This is a genomic window from Corynebacterium sp. CCM 9204 (assembly GCF_041357695.1).
Taxonomy (GTDB): domain Bacteria; phylum Actinomycetota; class Actinomycetes; order Mycobacteriales; family Mycobacteriaceae; genus Corynebacterium.
Genome location: NZ_JAUERX010000002.1, coordinates 246,915 through 268,231, shown reverse-complemented (window position 1 = coordinate 268,231; position 21,317 = coordinate 246,915). Strand labels below are relative to the sequence as shown.

The 21,317-nt window shown below is 60.5% G+C and carries 22 protein-coding genes; 9 read left to right on the top strand and 13 right to left on the bottom strand.

Annotated features, from left to right (window positions below; genetic code table 11):
* Positions 1 to 110: 110 nt before the first annotated feature.
* Positions 111 to 812, bottom strand: coding sequence for a hypothetical protein (locus tag QWU43_RS05410; protein ID WP_370915120.1), 702 nt, complete (start codon positions 810 to 812; stop codon positions 111 to 113).
* A 244-nt stretch (positions 813 to 1,056) separates the two neighbouring features.
* On the opposite strand from QWU43_RS05410, the gene QWU43_RS05405 reads away from it, so the two are divergent.
* Positions 1,057 to 2,142 (top strand): magnesium and cobalt transport protein CorA, encoded by a 1,086-nt coding sequence (locus QWU43_RS05405; RefSeq protein WP_370915121.1) that lies wholly within the window; start codon positions 1,057 to 1,059, stop codon positions 2,140 to 2,142.
* A 4-nt stretch (positions 2,143 to 2,146) separates the two neighbouring features.
* Here QWU43_RS05405 and QWU43_RS05400 read toward each other — a convergent pair whose 3' ends face one another.
* Positions 2,147 to 2,671: a general stress protein gene (locus QWU43_RS05400; protein ID WP_370915122.1), complete on the bottom strand. Its 525-nt coding sequence runs from the start codon at positions 2,669 to 2,671 to the stop codon at positions 2,147 to 2,149.
* Between the two features lie 132 nt (positions 2,672 to 2,803).
* Between QWU43_RS05400 and QWU43_RS05395 the strand changes: the two genes are divergently transcribed.
* From QWU43_RS05395 to QWU43_RS05385, 3 genes are all read left to right on the top strand, one after another.
* The gene (locus QWU43_RS05395; RefSeq protein WP_370915123.1) at positions 2,804 to 4,129 is read left to right on the top strand and encodes a magnesium transporter MgtE N-terminal domain-containing protein; all 1,326 of its coding nucleotides are present in this window, start codon (positions 2,804 to 2,806) and stop codon (positions 4,127 to 4,129) included.
* A 56-nt stretch (positions 4,130 to 4,185) separates the two neighbouring features.
* Entirely contained in the window at positions 4,186 to 4,806 is a 621-nt protein-coding gene (locus QWU43_RS05390) for a DUF1003 domain-containing protein (RefSeq protein ID WP_370915124.1), read from the top strand.
* A gap of 67 nt (positions 4,807 to 4,873) precedes the next feature.
* Entirely contained in the window at positions 4,874 to 6,004 is a 1,131-nt protein-coding gene (locus QWU43_RS05385; RefSeq protein ID WP_370915125.1) for an Mrp/NBP35 family ATP-binding protein, read from the top strand.
* Between the two features lie 78 nt (positions 6,005 to 6,082).
* Here the strand turns inward: QWU43_RS05385 and tatB are convergent, their stop codons facing one another.
* From tatB to sigE, 3 genes are all read right to left on the bottom strand, one after another.
* Positions 6,083 to 6,577 (bottom strand): Sec-independent protein translocase protein TatB, encoded by a 495-nt coding sequence (gene tatB / locus QWU43_RS05380; RefSeq protein ID WP_370915126.1) that lies wholly within the window; start codon positions 6,575 to 6,577, stop codon positions 6,083 to 6,085.
* A gap of 51 nt (positions 6,578 to 6,628) precedes the next feature.
* Positions 6,629 to 7,042 (bottom strand): anti-sigma factor, encoded by a 414-nt coding sequence (locus QWU43_RS05375; RefSeq protein WP_370915127.1) that lies wholly within the window; start codon positions 7,040 to 7,042, stop codon positions 6,629 to 6,631.
* Between the two features lie 129 nt (positions 7,043 to 7,171).
* Positions 7,172 to 7,837: an RNA polymerase sigma factor SigE gene (gene sigE / locus QWU43_RS05370; protein ID WP_370915128.1), complete on the bottom strand. Its 666-nt coding sequence runs from the start codon at positions 7,835 to 7,837 to the stop codon at positions 7,172 to 7,174.
* A 176-nt stretch (positions 7,838 to 8,013) separates the two neighbouring features.
* Between sigE and QWU43_RS05365 the strand changes: the two genes are divergently transcribed.
* Positions 8,014 to 8,673, top strand: coding sequence for an O-methyltransferase (locus QWU43_RS05365; protein WP_370915129.1), 660 nt, complete (start codon positions 8,014 to 8,016; stop codon positions 8,671 to 8,673).
* A 122-nt stretch (positions 8,674 to 8,795) separates the two neighbouring features.
* Here the strand turns inward: QWU43_RS05365 and glgC are convergent, their stop codons facing one another.
* Positions 8,796 to 10,013, bottom strand: coding sequence for a glucose-1-phosphate adenylyltransferase (gene glgC / locus QWU43_RS05360; RefSeq protein ID WP_370915130.1), 1,218 nt, complete (start codon positions 10,011 to 10,013; stop codon positions 8,796 to 8,798).
* Between the two features lie 345 nt (positions 10,014 to 10,358).
* On the opposite strand from glgC, the gene glgA reads away from it, so the two are divergent.
* Together glgA and QWU43_RS05350 are read left to right on the top strand one after the other, a co-directional pair.
* Entirely contained in the window at positions 10,359 to 11,546 is a 1,188-nt protein-coding gene (glgA, locus tag QWU43_RS05355) for a glycogen synthase (RefSeq protein WP_370915363.1), read from the top strand.
* Between the two features lie 56 nt (positions 11,547 to 11,602).
* Positions 11,603 to 13,057, top strand: a complete 1,455-nt coding sequence (locus QWU43_RS05350; RefSeq protein WP_370917325.1) for a GH32 C-terminal domain-containing protein — start codon at positions 11,603 to 11,605, stop codon at positions 13,055 to 13,057.
* A gap of 63 nt (positions 13,058 to 13,120) precedes the next feature.
* Here the strand turns inward: QWU43_RS05350 and QWU43_RS05345 are convergent, their stop codons facing one another.
* From QWU43_RS05345 to dapE, 7 genes are all read right to left on the bottom strand, one after another.
* Positions 13,121 to 13,987: a methyltransferase domain-containing protein gene (locus QWU43_RS05345; RefSeq protein ID WP_370917324.1), complete on the bottom strand. Its 867-nt coding sequence runs from the start codon at positions 13,985 to 13,987 to the stop codon at positions 13,121 to 13,123.
* A 233-nt stretch (positions 13,988 to 14,220) separates the two neighbouring features.
* Positions 14,221 to 14,388 (bottom strand): DUF3117 domain-containing protein, encoded by a 168-nt coding sequence (locus QWU43_RS05340; protein ID WP_198735586.1) that lies wholly within the window; start codon positions 14,386 to 14,388, stop codon positions 14,221 to 14,223.
* A gap of 104 nt (positions 14,389 to 14,492) precedes the next feature.
* Positions 14,493 to 14,789: a cell division protein DivIVA gene (locus QWU43_RS05335; RefSeq protein WP_370915133.1), complete on the bottom strand. Its 297-nt coding sequence runs from the start codon at positions 14,787 to 14,789 to the stop codon at positions 14,493 to 14,495.
* 63 nt (positions 14,790 to 14,852) lie between these two features.
* Positions 14,853 to 15,635, bottom strand: coding sequence for a glucosyl-3-phosphoglycerate synthase (locus tag QWU43_RS05330; RefSeq protein ID WP_370915134.1), 783 nt, complete (start codon positions 15,633 to 15,635; stop codon positions 14,853 to 14,855).
* Positions 15,632 to 16,444 (bottom strand): dihydropteroate synthase, encoded by an 813-nt coding sequence (gene folP / locus QWU43_RS05325; protein ID WP_370917323.1) that lies wholly within the window; start codon positions 16,442 to 16,444, stop codon positions 15,632 to 15,634. Before folP ends, QWU43_RS05330 begins: the two co-directional genes overlap by 4 nt.
* 55 nt (positions 16,445 to 16,499) lie before the next feature.
* Positions 16,500 to 17,300 (bottom strand): TIGR00730 family Rossman fold protein, encoded by an 801-nt coding sequence (locus tag QWU43_RS05320; RefSeq protein ID WP_370915135.1) that lies wholly within the window; start codon positions 17,298 to 17,300, stop codon positions 16,500 to 16,502.
* A 123-nt stretch (positions 17,301 to 17,423) separates the two neighbouring features.
* Complete coding sequence (gene dapE / locus QWU43_RS05315; protein WP_370917322.1) at positions 17,424 to 18,539, bottom strand: succinyl-diaminopimelate desuccinylase; 1,116 nt, start codon at positions 18,537 to 18,539, stop codon at positions 17,424 to 17,426.
* A gap of 125 nt (positions 18,540 to 18,664) precedes the next feature.
* On the opposite strand from dapE, the gene QWU43_RS05310 reads away from it, so the two are divergent.
* Both QWU43_RS05310 and QWU43_RS05305 read left to right on the top strand, forming a co-directional pair.
* On the top strand, positions 18,665 to 19,588 hold the full coding sequence (locus QWU43_RS05310) for a DapH/DapD/GlmU-related protein (RefSeq protein ID WP_370915137.1): 924 nt from the start codon (positions 18,665 to 18,667) through the stop codon (positions 19,586 to 19,588).
* Positions 19,589 to 19,841: 253 nt separating this feature from the next.
* Complete coding sequence (locus QWU43_RS05305; RefSeq protein WP_370915138.1) at positions 19,842 to 21,239, top strand: amino acid permease; 1,398 nt, start codon at positions 19,842 to 19,844, stop codon at positions 21,237 to 21,239.
* Positions 21,240 to 21,317: the final 78 nt, after the last annotated feature.

Below are 21,317 nucleotides of genomic sequence, written 5' to 3'. Positions count from 1 at the left end.
AGAACCCGGCGAACGGAAAGACCCCGCCCTCACGTTTTCAGTGGGGCGGGGTCTTTCCGTTCACGATGCTTTCCGGTTCTTGCCTCGGTTGATCGCGATGCACTCCGTACCTATAACCCCTCAGCCTGCAGGTACGGAACCACTGCGGCAGATACCGAGTTGGAGTCCATGGCCTTACCTGTCAACTCACGGATGTCAGCGGTCGAGATCGTACCGCCAACGGAATTAAGGATGAGCCGGTCCCGACGGTCGAGCATCGGTTTCCGGTATACGGGCACAATGTTCTGCGGCAGTTCCGGACCGTCATAGTTCTCGCATCCCAGCGCATTCGACGGATCGGTCGCCATCATGTTGCCGGGAAGCGAACCCACCATCGCCGCATACACCTTCTCCCGCCATTCCCCCGAATTTCTGTCGACCTCACCTGATTCAACAGCAGCCGTGTACTCCCTGGAGAGTTCAGCCGCAGCCACGGGGTTGAGCTGATGGAGCAATTCTCCAGTGCATCCCACCACGAGGTCAGCTCTCCGCTCATTGAGCCTCTCGATACGCTGGTTGTCATTCGACGCGGTCTCCAGAGTCAGGTACGCATCACGCTGATGGGACCGTAGCGTCCGCTGATACATCTCGCCGAGTATCCGCTGCTCAATCGACGAGGAGTTCACGGATATCTGCACGGGCCGGAACTCTGATTCCCCGGGAGGGGCTGCGGGTTCGGGCGCGCAGGCGGACAGGAGAGGGGCACCGACCACCGAAGCCAGAACAACCCGGCGTACCCATCGCAAAACCTGGCGTGAGTCAGCGTGCATCATGAAGTCTCCTGGATAGTACGGGACAGCTTCGTGGCGGTACACGTTATTCGGGCATCGCCGACACCCCGTTTCAGCTCTCGGGAGACCACTCTACTGCGGATAGCGCATGATGCGCCCAATTTCCCTCCCGAAGGATGTTGTACGCGCATCGGAACTCGGTACACTCACTGCTGATCAACGGTGCCCGGAGCCCCTTCCGTGCCAACTCGACCCGCCCGCACCGCCAGAAGGAGACCCAAGCCCGATGCCCAGTATTCGTCGTGTCCTCAAACCCAGGACTTCTCCCGCCGACAAGGTCTCCCCTTCTCCGATGCATCCGGATGCCCCGGTCGAGGAAGCGATCGAACGCTGCACCGTGTACGTCGACGGAGAGGACGACGGTCACCGGCACACCTACCGCAGTGCACTCCGGCATGTCCGGAACGAGGGCCGTGGCTGGGTCTGGCTCGGTCTCCTGGAGCCCAATGAACGCCAGATGATGGAGATCGCTGACGCGTTCAACATTCACGAGCTCATCGTCGATGATGCGGTCAATGCTCATCAGCGTCCCAAAGTGGAACGATACGACCAGCAGTTGTTCATGGTCGTACGTTCAGTGATGTTCAAGGAACATGAGTCAGTAAACGACGCCTCGGAGATCATTGAGACCGGTGAGATCCAGATGATCCTCGGGCCCGATTTCATCATCACCGTCCGACACGGGAAACCCTCAAATATCAAGGGCCTACGCAAACGCGTGGAGGAGGATCCCGAACAGACAGCTCTCGGCCCCTCATCCGTTGCCTGGATGATCATGGACGCCGCCGTCGACGAATACGTCCGGATCAGCGGTGAACTCGCCGCAGACGTCGACGAACTGGAGGCCGAGGTATTCACCCCGAACGAACGATTCGATATCCAGACCATCTACATGCTCAAACGAGAGATACTCGAGATGCGGCACTCGATCGATCCGCTCGCCGCCGCACTCCGGTTACTGCTCGAACGTAACAACGACATGCTGCCCGGTGAACTCATCCGGTACTTCCGGGATGTGCTCGACCACGAGTTACTGGCCGTCGACAATGTCCGGGGTCTTGATGAACGACTTTCCGCACTGATAGATGCGGGTGTAGCAAAGATCACACTCCAGGAGAATGACGACATGCGAAAGATATCCTCCGTCGCAATCATGGCCGCCGTCCCCACCGTGATCGCCGGTATCTACGGCATGAACTTTGAATACATGCCCGAACTCGGCCTCAAGTACGGCTACTATCTAGCGCTGCTGCTCATACTCGGATCGGTGGTGTTCCTGTGGTGGCTACTCCGGCGCAAGAATTGGTTGTGACAGATCACCGCTGCACGTTGTAACGACCGACGAGGTTCGCACGGGCAATTTCATCCCGAGCACGGCGAGCATGTTCCGGGGCACAAAGGACGTCGTACCGCCCGGCGACGATCTGCGTTGTGGTCGCAAAGTCCCGGCGCCCCTTAGACGCCGCATACGGCACCGCCGCCGCAATCAGCCCGAAGATGACCCCCATCACAATGCCGTAGATCATCGGCGCCAGGAGACTACCGAAACTGTCGCTGAACAGGATCATCAAGACACCGACGAAAAGCCCCATCCACGCCCCCGACACCGCACCAGCGGCAAGAACCCGGCCCCAGGTGAGTCGGCCAACGACTCGCTCAACCTCCATCAGATTTACCCCGACGATTGTGAGCTCGTTGACCGGGAAATCACCGCGGTCACTCAACATGTCCACTGCAGCCTGTGCTGAGGCGTAGTCCTCAAAACTGCCCACTGGCCATCCCTCCGGGCGGCAACGTTCCCCGGTCGAGTTCCGGTTCGGACCGGTACCGAAAGGTGTCATGCCCACAATCTCCTCCTGCGGTGTGACGGAAGTGTCCTCCGCCGGGACCCGGCGGGTTCATCGTCCTTCCGTATAACGGCCGTACTCGGGGGAATGTTCCCCTGGCAGGCAAGCACAGTAAACTAGATTCTCATGAGCCAAATCACCCGTGTCTACGTCGGCCGCCTCTCGGGCATGATCGTCCGCGGCCCCGACACAGACGTCATCGGACGTGTCCGGGACATCGTCATCGCGGTGCGCCCCATCGGACAGACCTCTCGGGCGCTAGGCCTCGTGGTCGAGATGCTGAACAAACGCCGGATCTTCCTTCCGATGCTCCGGATCGCCGAGATCGCACCCCAGGAAATCGTTCTCGCCACGGGTTCGGTTTCCCTCCGAGCATTCCAGTCCAGGACCGGTGAGCTCAGTGTCCTGGCGGACATCGTCGGATCAAAGGTTCAGGTTGATGACCCTGAGCTTGATCATCTCCACGGACGCGCGCTGGAAATCGCAGATGTCGAGTTGGAACGCACCCGTACCCGCGACTGGGTGATTTCCCGAGTTGCCGTCTACCATGAGAAACCCAAATTCGGTCGACGCCCGAAGTTGGACGTCGTCCCCTGGACACACGTACACGGAATCTCCGCCAGTGGCACAGGTGACCCGGATGAAACCGCGGAGCTGATCGCCCAGTTCGATGACATGCGTCCCGCCGATATCGCGACACAGCTTTACACAATGCCCGCGGCACAGCGGGAACAGATCGCCGTTGAGCTCGACGACGAACGCCTCGCTGACATCATGCAGGAGCTCCCCGAGGAACGTCAGGCGGAACTCCTTGAGGCGCTCGACTTCGAACGGGCAGCAGACGTTCTGGAGGAGATGGATCCCGATGATGCTGCGGACCTCCTCGGTGAGCTTCCCGACGCCAAGGCTGCAGCCCTGCTGGAGGAGATGAATCCGGAGGAATCCGCTCCGGTCCGTCGACTGATGAGCTTCTCGCCGGACACCGTGGGTGCGCTCATGACTCCGGAGCCACTCGTTCTCACCCCGCAGACGACCGTCGCGGAGGCACTCGCCTTCGCTCGCGACCCAGAACTGCCGACTTCCCTTTCTTCCATGGTCTTCGTTGTTCGGCCCCCCACAGCGACCCCGACAGGCAAATACCTGGGATGTGTCCACCTGCAGCGGCTGCTTCGGGAACCCCCCGGGTCCCTCATCGGTGGTTGCCTCGATCCTGATCTCCCGCCGCTGTTCGCGGACGATGACCAGGAGACAGCCGCACGATACTTCGCCACCTACAATCTCGTCTGCGGGCCGGTCCTCGACGCCGACAAGCACCTCCTCGGTGCCGTCGCCGTCGACGACCTACTGGACCACATGCTCCCCGACGACTGGCGTGAACGGGGTCTCCGTCCTGCCCCCGACCCCAGTGGACAGCATCCTCTCCTTCGTTCCACCCCACGCACGACCCGCTGACAGACACACCACAATCACCCCGTTCGACCCTCTCTGACCATCGTGAAGGAGCCCCCGTGGCTGATTACCAGCGCAGTGACCTCGATACTCCGGTTGCCGGCCAGCGCCGAAAGCTGATCAACATCGACGGCGACTCGGTCGGCGCCTTCGCAGAGAAGGTTGCGCGATTCTTCGGCACCGGCGAATACCTCTTCTGGCAGACGGTATTCGTGATGATTTGGATCGCCCTCAATGTAGGTGCCTGGAAGTTTAGTTGGGATCCGTACCCATTCATCCTCCTCAATCTGGCTTTCTCCACACAGGCAGCTTATGCCGCCCCCCTGATTCTTCTTGCGCAAAATCGGCAGGAGGACCGTGACCGCGTGGTGATCGCGGAGGATCGTCGGCGTAGTGAGCAAACCAAAGCCGACACCGAGTTTCTCGCCCGCGAACTTGCAGGTGTACGGATCGCCGTCGGGGAGACCGTCACCCGTGATTATCTCCGCCGTGAACTTGAGGATCTCACCGACATGCTCGAACGTCTCGAAGCGAAAATCGACGATGAGTCCGCTGCACGCCAGGCCCGTGAACACCGGCGGCGGGGGGCCCACGACGGGAAAGACCTGCTCGCAGAACCGACCATGGGTGAGATCAACGACCGCGATGACACAGATGGTTGGCCGCATCCACAGCGATGATCCTCATCATCACGCCCACCAGCCCCGTGGGTAGTCACGGTCCGGGGCGCGCTAGGATCGGTGGGTGATGACTACCGTGACTGAATCCGAAGTCCGCGCCGCACTCTCCAGGGTCATCGACCCCGAGATCGGGCGCCCCATCACCGAGCTTGGTATGGTGAAATCCATCGTCATCGATGGTTCCTCCGTGCAGGTCGAGATTTATCTGACCATCGCCGGTTGCCCGATGAAATCCACCCTGACGGAGAATTCACGAGCAGCGGTGGCCGAAATCGATGGGGTGACTGACGTCACTGTTACCACTGACGTGATGAGCGACGAACAGCGCCGAGAGCTGCGTACCAGTCTGCGGGGCGCATCCGCTGAGGTCGTGAATCCCTTCGCGCAACCGGGATGCACCACGCGCATTTACGCAGTGGCCAGCGGAAAAGGCGGCGTCGGAAAGTCGTCCATGACCGTTAATCTGGCCACGGCGCTCGCCGCACGGGGCCTATCCGTCGGCATTCTCGATGCCGACATCTACGGGCATTCGATCCCGCACATGCTCGGTTCCGAGGAACGCCCACATCAGGTCGACGACATGATCATGCCGCCCATGGCTCACGGTGTAAAAATGATCTCGATCGGTCATTTTGTCGAGGGAAACGCACCCGTCGTCTGGCGCGGACCCATGCTGCACCGGGCGATCACCCAGTTCCTCACAGACGTGTTCTGGGGTGACTTGGACGTCCTTCTCCTGGATCTACCACCGGGTACGGGTGATGTCGCAATTTCCGTCGCCCAACTCGTGCCCAATGCTGAACTTCTCATCGTCACCACCCCCCAGGCCGCTGCCGCCGAGGTCGCGGAACGCGCAGGCTCAATCAGCCAGCAAACCCGACAGCGGATCGCCGGTGTCATCGAGAACATGGGCGCTATGGTCATGCCCGATGGTTCGACGGTAGATGTTTTTGGTGCCGGTGGTGGACAGACCGTCGCCGATCGGCTTTCAATTCTCACCGGAACCGAGATCGACCTTCTCGGCGAGATACCCCTTGACCCGGCTCTACGCGCAGGCGGAGATGTCGGTGTACCAGTGGTCATCGCACACCCTGACTCCCCGACTTCCCAGGCGATCGGTAAGGTCGCGGACAAAATTGCGGTACGGCGGGAGTCCCTCGCCGGTAGATCCCTCAACCTCGGTGTCGCTCACCGTTAGCACACTACGAGGAGTGCCCCTCCGCGGAATCGGAGGAGCACTCCTCGTCCAACAGATGATCCGGTAATCTCCCGGCCATCATGTGACATCCGACCAGTCTCCCGCAGCGACACCATCATCTGTATCGGGATGTCCGGTCGACCGCTCTGGCATATGCCGTTCTCTGTCGGGTCGTTCGACCCGAACGGTTTCCTCTGCCGCCCGTACGACTGTGGTGTTCTGCTCGGCCGCGCGCTGCCGATGAGCCTCGCCCGCAGTTCCCTCCGACATAATCTTCTTCGGGTCGAAGGAATCCAAGAAACTATCGTCTCCGTCGAAAAGGGTCTTGGCCAGAACAGCCCGCGGCCCCATTCGCTGCAGCGCAGCGAACTCCCCGATCGAACCCGTTATATCCTCGAATTCTGGACCGAACTCATCGCTCATCGAACGCTTCGCATCGTCAATCGCCCGCCGCGCCGCGAGAATCGCCGCACGGACATCCTGAATAACACGGGGGAGCCGTTCCGGTCCAATAACAATGAGACCCACGACAAAGAGAACGAATATTTCGGACCAACCGACACTGTTGAACACTCCTTCATCCTAACGGAAGGAAGGTGGTACCGTGCTCACCAGATTTTATCGTCACCATCCGCGAGATCGACGCACCGCACGGTAGAGAATATCCATCTTGTCGAGCAATGTCTGAGGCGGTGAACAGACCGAGTCTTCCACTCCTGGTCCCGCTGGACAGGACTGTGCGATGGAGTTCAATCGTTCCAGAAGGGAACTGGGCACACGGATATCATCATTCTCACCGCAGGTACGGAGCCGCTCGGCGGCGCGACGCTGCTGATCAACGTCATCCCTGCATTCCACACAGTGAACCATGTGAACCCGGGCCCGATGCGCGGCTCCCGGTGACAACTCACCGTCAACGAACGCGGCGACAGCTTCAGGACTCAGGTGTTCAACAGAAGCGAATTCCCTGGGCCGATTGCCTCGGCGCCACGGCCCCCCGTGCGGTGTCCACCCGTCCTCGGGCTGCTGTTCAACCATATCGAACCGCCTCCCTGCACATCTCTGTTACCAAGCCGAGCCACATCCCGGGTCCCTCACTGTATCTGCCGACAAGAATACGCTGTTCGGCGAATACAGTGCACCGGGCCTCCCGTTCGGGTGATCCAGTCAGCGGCTGAGAGGGATCAGAAGCTGAGCATCAGCATCGGTGCGGGCAGCCAATTCCAGACTGTTCCGAAGTTGGCTACGCCCCCGGTGGATACGTGAACGAACCGTACCCATCTTCACCCCGAGGGTGTCCGCAATCTCGTCGTAGGTCATTCCGAGCACATCACACAGTACGACGGCGACCCGAAACTCAGGACTCAGAGCATCAAGAGCCCGTTGGAGCACCGGGTCGAGGTTCGAGAAGTTGAACGCCTGTTCAGGGGTCATCTCGGTACCGGGCACACGATCATAGTCCTCCGGCAGTGCCTCCATCCGGATACGACTCCGATGTCGGACCATATCCAGGAAGAGATTCGTGGTGATGCGATGAAGCCATCCCTCAAAGGTTCCGGGCCGGTAGCTCTTGAGAGAACGGAACACCCGCATGAAGGTTTCTTGCGTGAGATCCTCCGCGTCGTGCCGGTTGCCGGACAAACGGTAGGCAAGCCGGTAAACCCCATCAGCATGCTCCTCCACCAGCTCGGCCCATGTCGGCATTTCCGCGGCACCCGCATCGAATGCGGCAGTACCACAGAGCGATACGGACCCGTCGACATCGGGGATCGCCTGAACTTCAGAAGGCCTGGGTGCTCCGGAGGGATCGGACATCATGCTTTGATTATCCATCAGAGAACTATCGTACAACGAAGCCCGCCCTTAAACCATCCTGATTTTCCCGCGTCAATTCAGTAACGCCCCCGGACCCATCCCGAGGCCATCCGTGACATTTTTCGCTGAAACCACAAACACGAAAACCGGCGGGTTGTCTCGCTTTTCGGCTCACCGGCCATACACTTGTACACGTGAGTGACACTGCCTTCAACAACCTCTGTTCCTACATCACCGGAACCACCGACACCCCACCTGAACTCGTCTGCGCCCGAAGCGATGCGGAAGAGTTCGGCCTGACCGTACCCGATGAGATCACCGGTTCACTCCTTTCTACGCTCGCCGCGACCGCCACCAGAGAAACCTCGGCAGGTGCAATCGCCGTCACTCCCGCAGCCGCTGTCGTGGGGCTGTATCTGTTAGAGGGCCTCGGCGCACGAGGTACTCTCACCTGCATCGACCCCGAAGCCGAACATCAGAAGCAGGCCCGCGCGACGTTCACCGCAGCCGGATACCGGCCAAGCCGATTTCGATTCCTCCCGTCACGTCCGCTTGAGGTGATGGGGCGCCTCGCACCGGGGTCCTATCAGCTCGTCTACGGGGACATGCGGCCGAGCGATCTCCGGGCCTTCATCAACGCCGCTTGGCCACTGCTCGGTGACGGCGGGGTCCTCATTCTCGCGGACTGTCTACTCGACGGCACACTGTCCGACGCAACCCGCCGCGATCGCGACACGGTCGCGGCCCGGGAAGCGGACGACCATGCCCGCCAGATGGATGATGCTCTGATAACAAGATTGCCCTTGGGTGCAGGTATGACAATCCTCACCAAGCGTTCCTGCCCTACCGTCTGATTTTCTCGGACATAAAGAAGTGCGTTCGGCAGAAACCCTGCCGAACGCACTTCTTTCCGTTATCGCCTTGCCACCGATGTCACCGCGCCGAGCGCGGCGACCAGTGCAACCTGCCCGGCAGGCTAGACGACGACGTTTTTTCCGATACAGACAACTCCACCGGCACTCACGGTGAAGCGCCCTGCATCCCGTTCATGGTCAACCCCGATGAACTCCCCTTCGGAGATCACAACATTCTTGTCCAGGATCGCGTGGCGGACCACAGCGTTCTTGCAGACACGCACACCCGGCATGAGAACAGACCCTTCAACTGTCGCCCCTTCCTCGACGATCACGTTCGCCGACAGCACCGAGTTCCGAACCGTTCCACCGGAGATAATCGACCCCGATGCCACCATGGACGACTGGGCGATACCTCCCTGAACGAACTTCGCTGGCGGGTAATTACCGGTATCCGTGTTATGGATCGGCCAGCGGCGGTTATACAGGTTGAACACCGGGTGCACGGAGATCAAGTCCATATGTGCCTCATAGAAGGCGTCAATGGTACCGACGTCACGCCAATAGCCGCGATCACGGTCGGTGGCCCCGGGAACCTGGTTGGATGAGAAATCATAAACGTTCGCTTCCCCACGTTCCACGAAGAAGGGGATGATATCCCCACCCATATCATGGTCCGAGCCCTCATTTTCGGCATCAGCCTTCAGCGCATCAACGAGAGCCTTCGTGGTGAAAACGTAGTTACCCATCGATGCGAAGGTCATCTCCGGGTCGTCAGGAGTCGCCGGTGGATTAGCGGGCTTCTCCAGGAACTCAGTGATCTTTCCGTCGTCACCGGACTGGATGCAGCCGAATGCATTCGCCTCTGAACGGGGTACACGGATACCGGCGACGGACACGGAGGCCCCGGACGCGATGTGTTCCTCGACCATCTGGCGGGGATCCATTCGGTACACGTGGTCAGCGCCGAAGACAATGACGTACTCGGGATCCTCGTCGTAGATGAGGTTGAGGGACTGCAGGATCGCGTCAGCGGACCCTGTGAACCATCTCTTCCCGAGGCGCTGCTGAGCGGGCACGGGCGTGATGTACTGACCTGCCAGTCCGGCGAGCTGCCAAGACTGAGAGATATGCCGGTCAAGGGAATGGGATTTGTACTGTGTCAGAACACAGACGTTCATGTACCCGGCGTTGACCAGGTTGGAAAGGACGAAGTCGATCAGCCGGTAGGTGCCCCCAAAGGGAACAGCGGGTTTCGCACGGTCTTCCGTCAAGGGAGACAGGCGCTTACCTTCACCGCCGGCGAGGACGATGGCTAGGACATGTGGTTGGCTCCTCACGAGATCCACTGTATAAGAGAATTGCTGTCTATGGAGGGGTTCGATCAAATTAGATACTTTTCGATCTGATAACCGCTATGACAATGGTCACCTCCTGCATCCGTCACAGCATCGGCTCCGATGGGTGCCAGCCGCTCACGATAGGTACGGACACCCCCGACACCTCCCAAACACACACCCGGGCACCCGGCACCTCCGAAGCACCCCCGTGCGGTGACTCCGGAAAACACATACCCGCAGTACGTAGCATTTGCACTGCCCCCTGTCCGTTCCCGGAATGTGGCATACCTCTCCCCCGTCCCGACGTCGCTGCATGCCGCGATAAGCACGGCTATCGTCGTGGATATGCGAGTAGGAATGATGACCAAGGAATATCCCCCGGAAATCTACGGCGGAGCTGGAGTCCATGTGACCGAACTGACACGGTACATGCGAAAGCTCGTCGAGGTTGACGTGCACTGCATGGGAGCGGAACGGGATGAGCCCCGGACGTTCGCCCACGGTGTCGACCCCGCCCTGGCCGACGCGAATCCGGCCATCAGGACGCTATCAACGGGACTCCGCATGGCGAGTGCGGCAACGGGAATCGACGTGGTGCACTCACACACCTGGTACGCGGGCCTGGGGGGACATCTGGCCGCCCGCCTCTACGGAATCCCGCATGTGGCCACGGCACACTCCCTGGAACCCCATCGCCCGTGGAAGCGTGAACAGCTCGGCGGCGGCTACGAGGTTTCGAGCTGGTCAGAACGAAACACCATGGAATACGCCGACGCGGTCATCGCCGTGAGCGAGAAGATGAAGGGTGCCATTCTTGAGGCATATCCACGCATCGACGCAGACAGGATCCACGTTGTCCTGAACGGCATCGACTGTGAACTGTGGCAACCACGCCCGACATTTGACGACGCCATCGAAGCCCGGGGTTCCTCGGTATTGACGGATCTCGGGGTGGATCCAGACAAACCCATCGTCGCTTTCGTCGGCCGGATCACCAGGCAAAAAGGGGTCGGTCACCTCGTCAAGGCCGCCAAACTCTTCGCCCCGGACGTCCAACTGGTTCTCTGTGCCGGTGCTCCCGACACCGAGGAGATCGCCGCGGAGACGACCGCTCTCGTGGAGGAACTTCGTTCTGTACGAGGCGGCGGAGTCTTCTGGGTGACGGAGATGCTACCCAAGGACAAGATCCAGGAGATCCTCACCGCCGCAGACACCTTCGCCTGCCCTTCTATCTACGAGCCACTCGGAATCGTCAACCTCGAGGCAATGGCATGCGGCACCGCCGTAGTAGCCTCGGATGTCGGAGGCATCCCCGAGGTCGTGGTCGACGGGGAAACGGGGACTCTCGTGCACTATGACGAGAATGATCCGGAAACCTTCGAACGGGATCTCGCGGCAGCAGTGAACGACATGGTTTCGGATAGAGAGCGTGCCCGCAAGATCGGGGAGGTCGGCCAGCGCCGCGCCGTCGAGAAGTTCTCCTGGGCGAAGATCGCCGAGCAGACCATCGACGTCTATTCATCGCTAATGTGAATGACGCCGACAGCTCCTGACCCCACCTCTGACACCGATTCCGGAGTCCATCACCCATGACCTACACCACCCACCGACCTGAACTGCATGTCACTGCGGAGCAAGGGGTTCTCAATGCCCCCGCTGGCGCGATCCGGGATGCTGATATCTGGCACGTTTTCCTGCAATACCAGCCCTCAGCGGGGGCACCCGCACGTTGGGCTCATCAGGTCCTTGACGTGACCAACCCCTATGACTGGGACATCTGCGATGATGTCCTGGCACCCGAGGGAAACGAGATTCAGGTGCGTGCCGGCTCCGTTGTTCCCGTCGGTGGGGCCGGAGCAGCAGAACTCTTCTTCACCTCCGTCACACCAACCGGAACCGAGGTACACGTCGCGGCAGTTCCATCACTCTCCGGAACGGTCACTGACCTGGATGATGACGCACTCGCACTCGATTCCTCGGTCTCCCGGCTCGGTTGTGTTGTGGGAGATCAAGACGGCTGGCACAATTTTCGGTCCCCATGCGTCCTCACGGATGGTCCCGGACGCTGGCTGATGCTCGCCGTCACCGGGCACGTCGATGAACCTCGACTCGTCATACTAGATTCTCCAGACCTCCGTGAGTGGGCCATACGGGGGCCCATGAGTTTCGACGGCGATCCGGGCGTCAGCGGTGGTCACTGCATGGTGAGTCCGAGGCTCCTCCGGCTCCGTGACGAGGTCAACGGGGAGCTGCGTGATGTCCTTCTGACCACCGTCGAACAGGAGGGGAACGGCCCCGACGTCTCCGGTTACCTCGTGGGAACCCTCAACGGTGCCCGTTTCACCGTGCACACCCCATTTACCCGAATGGATTTCGGCCACGATTTCACCCGCCCCCGCAACACCAACTTCATCGGTACCGGTACCGGCGAACAACATCAGGACAGTGCTCTCGTGTTCGGGCTGATGAACGGTATCGGGCGTAAGGATGACCCCACCAGACACAAGAGCCTGACCACAGAAAACTGGGCGAACTGCCTCTCCATGCCACGCCTGGTCACGCTTCAGGATGGAAGATTGTTCCAGACTCCGACCCCCGGTCTGCCGGAGGTCATTCCCGGAACGACTGCGGCCCGCATGTTCACCGCGATGCTCGACGTGAGGAACGGATCAGTCAGCGTCGATGTGCTCGACGGCGCCGGCGATACCGCACTCACAGTCACTCATCACGGAGATCATGTGACCCTCGACCGATCGATGAATACGGCCTACCCCGGTGACGTCGCGGCCTCCGGTCCGCTCGCAGAGGCTGACACCGACTCACTGACCGTCATTGTCGATGGCTCAACGGTGGAGGTCTTCGTTGACGGTGGAGTTGCGGCACTCGCCAGTCGCGTGTACTTCAGCAATGGGTGCACCGGATTCACCGTGCGCACCGACGGCGAGGCTCAGGTCCTTCAAACCATGAACCTAGGGCCCCTCCCACACGACTCCACCGAACTTGGTGATGTCGTGGACGGATTCGATCCTGCATCCTCAGCCTGACCGGACGAATACGACGAGGGGCGGCCCCCTTTTACTGGGCCGCCCCTCAATCGTCGGTAGGCGTCAGCGCAACTGAAGACGGGTGATCGTCGCACGCGCAGTGAGCGTCATGTGCTCCGGGATGCGCGCAGCACGCTCTGCCAGTACATCAGCCGGGATATGGCGGGCCGACGGGCTCATCCCCGTCTGCGTCGCAATGGACTCCTGATCGAGGCGCATGGTGAATTCAACCAGCTCCGGCTCACAGACCGTGTCGAACCACTCCGCTGCCTGTTCAATCGCTTTCTCAGTCTCCCCCTCCGGAACATCAAGAATACCGAGCGGCTCCCGCAGCTCCGAGAGATGTCCCACCTCCGCAGTGAGAACCACCACCTGACCACCGGGTTTGAGCACACGGGCGAACTCCGCGGGGTTAGAAGGCGCGAAGACAACGGTCAGAACATCCACCGAGGAATCCCGTAGCGGTAGTCTGCGCCGTACATCAGCCACGACAGCTCCGACACGAGGATGGCATGCAGCGAGACGTTCCGCTGCGGGAACCGAAAGATCTATCCCCACACCGCGCGCCCCCTCGACATCATCAAGCGTATGCGAGAGATAATATCCGGTGCCCGCTCCGATCTCGCAGACAACCGGATGCGCGTCATCGGTGACCCCGGCATCATCGAGCGCGAGTTGCACAGCACCTGTCACCGCTTCAACGAAGGGTGCGTAATGTCCCCGGGAGAGGAATGTCTCTCGGGCAGTGACCATTCCGTCGTCATCGGCACGATCTGCATGAACGCCATCGATCATCAACGTCACGTACCCCGAACCGGCGATGCCGTAGTAGCGCCCCGAGGGACTGCCGAACCAGGAACGGTCGCTGTCAAGGGTCAACGGACTTCCATCGACTGGATCCGCCAGGACATCGGAGACATCTGTGAGCACGTCTGGAAAACTCCTTACCGTTGGTGAGGGGAACCGCCGACGGGGGGTTCCCGCTGGCAGGCCGGAATAATGGGGGAACAGCCGTTCAGCGCGGTTCATGATACCCGTAGTACCGCAAGAGGCGGTCGATCAGTGGGGTGGTCAACGGCTCCTGAGCGATACCCCAGGAATGTTAAAAGAAGACCGTCCCGTGAAGATGTCAGGGACGGCCCGGGGTAACAAGATGAGCCGGATCAACCCGCGGCCTCGACGAGCAGAGCGCCGAGCTCCGCAGCCTCCTCCTTGTTGAGTTCCACCACGAGACGTCCGCCACCATCGGTGGGGATACGCATCACAATCTTGCGCCCCTCTTCCGCGGCTTCCATCGGACCGTTACCCGTCCGGGGCTTCATAGCTGCCATTACGTCCCAGCTCCTTCACAAGCTTGTGTTTTAAGAAGTATCGCCTTCCAGCCTAGTCTTTTTTCAGGACAACGGTCCCGGGGAACAGCCCACACCGGCTGGAATCAGGCACCTTTCCCATGGCACCGGTTGAGTTCGGAACGCAGCGCCGCAATCTTTTCCTCGTAGGTCGCCACCAGCCGATCAACCTCCTCCATACGATAACCCCGGAGCGTCACCGGGAGACGGATGTCCTCCGGCCGGTCGGCCCACACCGCCGAGTCGTTGGCTGCACCTATGTCAGGAAGCTGTTCATCGAGCGGAGGGAGACTCTCTCCCCGTCCGAACAACACCCCGAACACCACAGTGAATACGACGACGAGCACGAGCAGTACACAGATGTAGATGATCCAGGTAAGCACGATAACAACTCCTAGCAGACGATCTCCATCCGCGATAGTCGGTCAGCCTCAACGCGAACAAGGCTACCCGTCGACGGTGCCATGATGCAGCGTCGACAACGGAGGACGCTCCGGGACGATACACCCGTGTCCAGGAATAACCCCGTTTCGGGACAGAATCGTGGCGACAACCGCATCAGCGACAGGTTCAAGATCTCCCGTGGATTTGTTGCGGTGTCTCCGCACTCCGAGATCAACGGAGGTTACGGAGTCTGGACCAAATCTGGCGGAGACATCGAGAAGCAGTCCCGCTTCCACCCCCCAACCCGAGACGAACGGTAACTCCACCGCGGTAGAACGCCGTATCGCATACTCCCCGGTCAGTGGCTGACGAATATGCACGAGCTCCGGATTCAATGCCCTGAGCAGGGGGCGGGCCGTCAACGTCGTCACCCGCCCACCGCCGTCATCATCATCTCCGAGGGGACGACGATGATCCCCCTTGACGAGCTGGACACGCGAATCGACAAAGGGTGCACACAGCGCCCGGACCATACCCGGAACCGGATCGACGAGGTCAGCGTCGATGAACACCACGACGGAGCCCCGCGCCGCGGCTGTTCCCCGCCACAGCACCTCGCCTTTACCCGGACGGACCGCCACATCAGGTAACGCCGCTTCCCGGGTCAATACCATCGCCCCGGCTTCCCTGGCCCGGGCGATGGTCCGATCGGTCGAACCTGAGTCGATCACCAGGATCTCCCCCGGCGCGTCCGCCGACACCGCAGCAACGACGTCAGCCACGGTCTCCTCCTCGTTGAGTGCTGGGATGACCACACTCACGTACTCCACGGGAAACCCGGTCACGCGAGACCTCGAACCGCAGCGACCGGTGGAACATCCCCCTTAATCGCCGCTGTCATCCGGAGGACGTCCACCGTATCCGCCACCTCGTGAACACGGAAGGCCGCCACACCACGTGCCGCCGCCCAGGCCGTCGCCGCGAGTGTGCCCGCAACCCGACTCTCCAATGGTCGTCCCACAGTCTCCCCGATGAAATCCTTGTTGGAGAGCGCCATCAGCACCGGCCAACCGGTACTGACGAGCTCGTCGACGCGGCGGAGAAGTTCAAGTCCGTGATAGGTGTTCTTGCCGAAATCGTGAGTTGGGTCAATCAACACGAGATCCTCGGGGACTCCGCACGCGACGGCTCGTTCCGCAAGTGTGGTCGTCTCGGAGATCACCGCTGCGACGACATCATCATAGTGCACACGATGCGGCCGGGTCCGGGGAACGGCGCCGCCGGTGTGGGAACAGACATAACCGACACGATGCGCTCCCGCGACCTCAACAAGTTCCGGATCATGCCCGGCCCAGGTGTCGTTGACCAGACGCGCACCGGCGGTGATCGCGGCATCCGCGACCCCAGCCCGCCACGTGTCCACTGACACAGTCACACCGGGATGCCTGTGAGCGGCGGCTGCGATGAGGGGAATGACGCGATCAATTTCCTCGGTTTCGTCGACGACGTGACCAGGTCCTGCTTTGACTCCACCGACATCGATGATCGTGGCGCCGTCCGCCACCGCGGCATCGACACGGGCAACAGCATCATCAAGGGCGAAGGTCGCGCCACGATCGTAGAAGGAATCAGGGGTCCTATTGATGATGGCCATGACGGTCGGAAGAGAATCCGCCCGCCCGTAACCAGGATGACCGGGACGCACCCCGTTACATCCGCGATTCAGCATCAGCATCACGGGCAGAATTTTCCTCGGCGTCCCGTACCAGACCCTGATGGGCTCGACGAATGTGGTCGACAGCTTCCTCTGGGGAATCCGTCACCATGATCAAATCCAGGTCCTCGGGTGAGATCATGCCGTTGACAAGCAGTTGTTCCCGGATCCAGCCGACCAGTCCAGACCAGAAAGAGGTGCCCAGTAACACGATCGGATAGTTCGTGATCTTGCCGGTCTGGACCAGGCAGAGCGCCTCGAAGAGCTCGTCGAGCGTACCGAATCCACCCGGCAAGCAAACGAAGGCCTGGCTATACTTCAGGAACATCGTCTTGCGGACGAAAAAATACCGGAAATTGATCCCGAGATCGATATAGGGGTTGAGCCGTTCCTCGTGAGGTAGCTCAATCCCCAACCCGACGCTCAGCCCACCTCCCTCGGTCGCCCCCCGGTTTCCGGCCTCCATCAGCCCTGGCCCACCGCCGGTGATCACGGCGTAATCAGCCTCAGCCAGCCGTGTACCGAGTTCCCGGCCGAGATCGTAGTATCCCGTGCCTTCGGATTGGCGTGCGGAACCAAACACCGTGACTGCGGGGGGCATTTCCGCCAGGGCACCGAAGCCATTAACGAACTCGCTCTGTATGCGCAGCACCCGCCACGGATCCTCATGCAGCCAATCGGTCGATTTCTGGGTGTCCAAGAGTCGTTGATCGGTCGTGGAGTCCTGCTTCCCACCGTGCCGCACCAGCACAGGTCCACGCATGTAGCGGCTCTGATCCTTCGTTTTCTCGCTCATCGGTATCCTTCAGTCGTGTCATATCTCTGTCGGCCCTGTCCTCACGAGGGTAACCTCCGGCAGGTGATCCGGTTGCGGACCGGCGATCCGGGAGTACCGCAACCAAGTCGCCGGTGTCCATGGTCACCGGTGCAGATAAGCCAGGAGCGTTTCTGAGACCTCCGTGATCATGTGAACGGGACACTGTTCATCCCGCTTGTGGCAGAACGACGGATCCCCAGGACCGAAATTCACAGCGGGGATCCCGAGCTCCGCGAAACGCGCGACATCAGTCCACCCGAATTTCGCGCGGAATTGTCCCCCTGTCGCCCGGACAAGTTCCGCAGCAGCCGGCTTGCCAAGCCCCGGGAGCGCCCCCGGAGAGATGTCGTCGATGTCCACGGTGAATCGGCTATCCCCATCAACGCCGAGAACTTCATTGAAATGGCCCATCGCTTCATCGACGGTCTTGTCCGGTGCGAAGCGGTAGTTTACGTAGAGCAGCGCCTCGTCGGGGATGGTATTAGTGGCGACAAAGGATTCACACCGCACGATGTTGATTCCCTCACGGTAGGTGCAGCCGTCAATGTGCACCTCATCCGGCTGGTAGTCAGCGATACGAGTGATCACCGGAGCGAAAAGATGCATCGCGTTGACACCGAGCCAGGACCTCGCTGAGTGAGCCCGGGTTCCATGCGCGGTGATCTTCAGTCGGATGGACCCCTGGCACCCTGCCTCGATGACAGCTCCCGACGGTTCACCGAGGATGGCAACGTCGCCGGCGAGCCACTCCGGGTGTTCTCTGACCAAGTGGGTGAGGCCGTTGAATTCCGAGGCGATCTCCTCACACTCGTAGCAGATCAGGGTCAGGTCACGGGAGAGGTCAGGGCTCTCCGCAAGTAAGGCGAAAGCGTTGAGGAACACGGCGTCCCCACTCTTCATATCAACGGTGCCGCATCCGAACAGAGTGTCACGTCCCTGATCGTCGACGCCGCGCTTGGAGGGTACGTTGTCGGCGATCGGAACGGTGTCAATGTGCCCGGCTAAGATCACCCGGCCGGGCAGCCCCCGGTTGGTGCGGGCGAGAACGTTGTTCCGGTAGCGGAGAACCTCAATTCCGGTGCCCTCCGCAAGATCCCGGAGGGCGGACTCAATGGCGTCGGCGATGTTCTCCTCGTGATGCGAAGGGCTGGCGATGTCGACGAGCCGGGCTGTCAGGTCGACGGGATCGGCGGTCAGGTCCAGTTTGAAGTCGGTCACGCCACCACCCTAGTGCCCAACGGGCATCACGCTGTTTCCGGTACCAGAAACCATGCTCATCCGCCGGGGGTTCCTGTCAGACAGCAAGACTGGTGTCACGGAGGGAACCAGCTAAACTGAAGGAGATGATTACTTCGGGAGCAAGCGCAGTCGGTATCGCCAACATCGCCATGGACGGCACGGTTCTGGACACCTGGTATCCACAACCGGAACTCACCGTCATCCCTCCGGCCGACAGAGGGACGATCCGGCTCGGGGCATCGAAATTGAGCCGTAGGCTCCTGTCATTAGTCAAACTCGATGAAGACCGGATGGTCGAGCAGGTGGCAGTCCGCACGGTCATTCCCGACCTGTCAGCACCACCGACCGACGCCCACGACGTCTACCTGCGCCTACATCTGCTGAGCCACCGACTGATCCGCCCACACGACGCAAACCTCGACGGACTTGAATCACTTCTAGCCACCGTGGTGTGGACAAACAAGGGACCCTGTCTGCCGAAGAATTTTGAGTTCGTTCGCACCTCACTGCGCTCCCGGGGGTTGATTCACGTCTACGCGATCGACATCCTCCCCCGAATGGTGGATTACGTCGTTCCCACCGGAGTCCGGATCGCGGAGGCTGAGCGGGTCCGACTGGGAGCCCACCTCGCCGAGGGGACTGAAGTGCTACGAGAAGGCTTCGTGTCCTACAACTCAGGTTCCGTGGGGCCCGCACACATCGAAGGACTTCTGTCCGCAGGCAGTGTCGTGGGGGCCGGGACACACGTCAGCCTCTCTGCGACGGTTCTAACAGACGACGCGAGTGGTACCGACACACCCCGTCCGGTTCGCGTGGGAGCGAACTGTCGAATCGGTGTCGGTGCCGGAGTGATCGGCATCGATCTCGGAGATGACTGCGTCATCGGCAACAACGTCGTCATCGATCGTTCAACGACCCTCCGTTTCCCGCACAGCGGTGAAACCGCACCGGCGACGATGCTCAGTGGTCAGTCCGGCTGGCACATCGACCGTGAACCTGGTTCTGCGGAACCAGTCGCACGACGCTGAACGGGGCCGTCGCGGTTCCATTCGTGAGGGAGTGGGAGGGGAAGCAACATCACCCCCGGGTGCCGTCAGGGTCCACGCAGTGCGTACAACTCCGAGTCAGACAGAACCTCACGGAAAACGCGCACCACACAGCGCCAGCCGGACCGATATGGGGCCCCTCATAACCACCTCGCAGACCCGATGAGGGTACAGCAACGGAATTTCCGGGGGTTTTAAGCATTTACACAGGGGAAGCACCGGTTATTGTTTACTTATGACAATCACTGAAGCAGCGGGGACCGAACTCGGCTCCGGACTGAAGACACGACATCTGACCATGATGGGGCTGGGTTCCGCAATCGGTGCGGGGCTATTCCTCGGCACCGGTGTGGGTATCCAGATCGCGGGCCCCGCGGTTCTGCTCGCCTACATCTTCGCCGGCATCATGGTGGTGTTCGTGATGCAGATGCTCGGCGAGATGGCCGCGGCCCGCCCAGCCTCCGGTTCATTCTCTAATTACTCCGAAATGGCATTCGGCCACTGGGCAGGATTCTCTACCGGTTGGTTGTACTGGTATCTACTCGTGATGGTGATGGGGGCGGAGATGACTGGTGCCGCAGGAATCATGTCACAGTGGTTCGGCGTAGATCCCTGGATCCCGGCTCTTGTCTGCGTGGTTATCTTCGCCGTCATCAATCTCTGGAAGGTCTCCGGGTTCGGTGAGTTCGAGTTCTGGTTCGCCTTCATCAAGGTTGCGGTCATCATCGTCTTCCTCGCCATCGGGGCCCTGCTGATCTTCGGTCTGTTCCCTGGGAGTGAATCGGTCGGCTTCGACAATTTCATCGGTGAACACGGCTTCATGCCGAATGGAATCTCCGGTGTCGCGGCGGGTCTGCTCGCCGTTGCCTTCGCTTTTGGTGGGATCGAGATCGTCACTATCGCAGCGGCGGAGTCAGACAACCCGGCCCGTAACATCGCCACCGCCGTCCGCTCGGTCATCTGGCGCATCGTGGTTTTCTACCTAGGCGCCGTCCTGGTGATCACTTTCCTACTCCCGTACGACGAGATCAGCGGTGCCGATTCGGCCGCCGAATCACCCTTCACACGGGTTCTTGAGATGGCCCATGTCCCCGGCATTGTCGGCATCATGGAACTCGTCATCGTGCTCGCCCTACTGAGTGCCTTCAACGCCCAGATCTACGGAACGTCCCGATTCGCGTATTCCCTGGCTACACGTGGCAACGCCCCGCAGCGCCTCGGTCGTACTAACAAAGACGGCGTCCCGATGAATGCGGTCCTGCTTAGCATGTTCTTTGCGTTTGTCTCCGTCGCTCTGCAGTACTGGAACCCTGCGGGTCTCCTTGAGTTCTTGTTCAACGCCGTGGGTGGCTCGCTGTTGCTGATTTGGGCATTCACGATCCTGAGCTACATGAAGCTGCACCCGCAGATGGAACGTAACGGTGAACTCTCTGTCCGCATGTGGGGCTTTCCGTGGCTCGGATGGATCACCCTCGCGATGCTCGTCATCCTCACACTGCTCATGCTCTCCGACGATTCCGCAAGGTACCAGGTCCTCTCGGTCATCCTCGTGTTCGCCGTGCTTGTAGGTCTCTCGTTTATTGCCCCTGGAGCGAAGACCGCTAAAGCAGCGAAAGCCCGCGATCTGAAATAGCGCATCACCTTTCCACACCACGATGGCCGTAGCGTCCGCAACCCGGGCAGAGACTACGGCCATCATGGTATCCGGTAG

Bases quoted from the DNA above. Each gene is read 5' to 3' on its own strand.
- glgA (WP_370915363.1), top strand. From the start codon at position 10,359: ATGCGAGTAGGAATGATGACCAAGGAATATCCCCCGGAAATCTACGGC.
- QWU43_RS05395 (WP_370915123.1), top strand. From the start codon at position 2,804: ATGAGCCAAATCACCCGTGTCTACGTCGGCCGCCTCTCGGGCATGATC.
- QWU43_RS05400 (WP_370915122.1), bottom strand. From the start codon at position 2,671: ATGACACCTTTCGGTACCGGTCCGAACCGGAACTCGACCGGGGAACGT.
- sigE (WP_370915128.1), bottom strand. From the start codon at position 7,837: ATGGATAATCAAAGCATGATGTCCGATCCCTCCGGAGCACCCAGGCCT.
- QWU43_RS05310 (WP_370915137.1), top strand. From the start codon at position 18,665: ATGATTACTTCGGGAGCAAGCGCAGTCGGTATCGCCAACATCGCCATG.
- QWU43_RS05350 (WP_370917325.1), top strand. From the start codon at position 11,603: ATGACCTACACCACCCACCGACCTGAACTGCATGTCACTGCGGAGCAA.
- QWU43_RS05410 (WP_370915120.1), bottom strand. From the start codon at position 812: ATGATGCACGCTGACTCACGCCAGGTTTTGCGATGGGTACGCCGGGTT.
- QWU43_RS05320 (WP_370915135.1), bottom strand. From the start codon at position 17,300: ATGAGCGAGAAAACGAAGGATCAGAGCCGCTACATGCGTGGACCTGTG.
- QWU43_RS05405 (WP_370915121.1), top strand. From the start codon at position 1,057: ATGCCCAGTATTCGTCGTGTCCTCAAACCCAGGACTTCTCCCGCCGAC.
- QWU43_RS05340 (WP_198735586.1), bottom strand. From the start codon at position 14,388: ATGGCAGCTATGAAGCCCCGGACGGGTAACGGTCCGATGGAAGCCGCG.
- QWU43_RS05375 (WP_370915127.1), bottom strand. From the start codon at position 7,042: ATGGTTGAACAGCAGCCCGAGGACGGGTGGACACCGCACGGGGGGCCG.
- QWU43_RS05385 (WP_370915125.1), top strand. From the start codon at position 4,874: ATGACTACCGTGACTGAATCCGAAGTCCGCGCCGCACTCTCCAGGGTC.
- folP (WP_370917323.1), bottom strand. From the start codon at position 16,444: ATGGCCATCATCAATAGGACCCCTGATTCCTTCTACGATCGTGGCGCG.
- QWU43_RS05305 (WP_370915138.1), top strand. From the start codon at position 19,842: ATGACAATCACTGAAGCAGCGGGGACCGAACTCGGCTCCGGACTGAAG.